The organism is Acinetobacter sp. WCHA29, from assembly GCF_002165335.1.
Lineage (GTDB): Bacteria > Pseudomonadota > Gammaproteobacteria > Pseudomonadales > Moraxellaceae > Acinetobacter.
This window is the reverse complement of sequence record NZ_NHRQ01000046.1, coordinates 1-1,466: the sequence shown is the minus strand read 5'-3', so window position 1 is coordinate 1,466 and position 1,466 is coordinate 1. Positions and strand designations below refer to the sequence as shown.

The following is a 1,466-nucleotide window of genomic DNA, read 5'->3' as shown; positions in this document are numbered from 1 at the left end:
GCGTCATCTCATTGAAAACTATTTCTGTAAGTTAAAAGAATTTAAACGTATAGCGATGCGTAGTTGTAAAACAGATACGAGTTTTGAAGCCATGATTCAATTGTGCGCGAGTTTAATTAACTCTCGGTAATTCTCAACAGACCCTAACTTAATTTGGAAAATAGTTTACTCATCAGAAAATATAGAAGTTGTTATGGAGAAAATTTTAGGTAATGAATGGATTAAACTTAATCACAGATCAAGATCGAATCAATGCTGTTTTATGTATTTAGGCATGTATAAATAATAATTTTTTAGTACATCATTGGTTTTAATGGGAAGTATTATTATGAGAATTTGCACTTTTTGATGTTATGCAGCCAAAGACCTACTCTTTATCGCTAATAATTTGACAGAGAAAAAAGCTAGCATTAGTGACAATTTTTGCCACATCGCTTCCAGTCTTGTTGTTTATTTCAAAAATATGACTTAAATATTTAATAACTAAAAATAAATATTAAAAAATGGTTGAATAGTAAGCAATTATCTATAATGATAACTAATATTCACTTGATCATTCATTCTAGGAGGTAGATCATGATTGATGTGCAATATTCCGAAAATGTCTCGATACATCAGTTATCTGATGATGCATTCTTGTTAAGAGTCAATGATGCAAAGGTTTATCAATATTTGCTCAAGCAATGTGGTAAGGAATTCGGTTGGGAACGTTGGATACAAAAATCTCAAAGTTTTTTTAACGGTGATATTGAATACCAAATTAACCTTTCTGATATTCCATTGGAAAATTTTGGACGAGATTTCTTTATGTTGGAACCAGAACTACTCGATAACATTGCGAAAAGTTAATACATAGCTTGATTATATGCTGTGTATAGTGAGTTATATATTTCAGTTTTTCGCCACGTCATCCCCTTGACGTGGTCTTTTTATATAAAACTATTTTATGGAAAATAGAATCAATTTTATAATTTTGATACTGAATATCGTCTCCAATGGCGCAAACTTCATATCAACTACGAGTAGTTCAGCTCACAACAAACAATCTGAGTGATTCACAGGTGCTTGGTGATTTGCTTGATCAAATTCCGTTGGATGAATGAATTGATTTAGTCTATACAGATGGTGCTAATGACACAAAGCACTGCCGACAAGTCATTTTAGATCGAGATGCACATGCAGTCATTCCACCTAGGAAGAATGCAAAGCTTTGGAAAGATAAGAAATTGATATGTTTACAGAGGAATGAATTATTAAAAACAGTCAAAAGGCTAGGTAGGTCACTTTGGAAAAAATGGTCTGGTTATCATCATCGAAGTTTAGGGTCTGTTGAGAATTACCGAGAGTTAATTAAACTCGCGCACAATTGAATCATGGCTTCAAAACTCGTATCTGTTTTACAACTACGCATCGCTATACGTTTAAATTCTTTTAACTTACAGAAATAGTTTTCAATGAGATGACGC

At 32.4% G+C, this 1,466-nt stretch carries 1 protein-coding gene and 3 pseudogenes; 3 read left to right on the top strand and 1 reads right to left on the bottom strand.

The annotated features are described in order from the left end of the window. The 3 genes and pseudogenes from CDG59_RS15605 to CDG59_RS14845 all read left to right on the top strand — a co-directional run. A pseudogene (locus CDG59_RS15605) lies at window positions 1-130 on the top strand (IS5 family transposase); the annotation flags it as partial. A gap of 446 nt (window positions 131-576) precedes the next feature. After that, complete coding sequence (locus tag CDG59_RS14850; protein WP_087546036.1) at window positions 577-849, top strand: hypothetical protein; 273 nt, start codon at window positions 577-579, stop codon at window positions 847-849. A gap of 132 nt (window positions 850-981) precedes the next feature. Next, a pseudogene (locus CDG59_RS14845) lies at window positions 982-1,358 on the top strand (transposase); the annotation flags it as partial. On the opposite strand, the pseudogene CDG59_RS15800 reads toward CDG59_RS14845, so the two are convergent. Continuing rightward, window positions 1,337-1,466: pseudogene (locus CDG59_RS15800) on the bottom strand (IS5 family transposase); the annotation flags it as partial. The pseudogenes CDG59_RS14845 and CDG59_RS15800 sit on opposite strands and share 22 nt — an antisense overlap.

Excerpts from the sequence above, each read along its gene's own strand:
- CDG59_RS14850 (WP_087546036.1), top strand. The coding sequence starts at position 577 with ATGATTGATGTGCAATATTCCGAAAATGTCTCGATACATCAGTTATCT.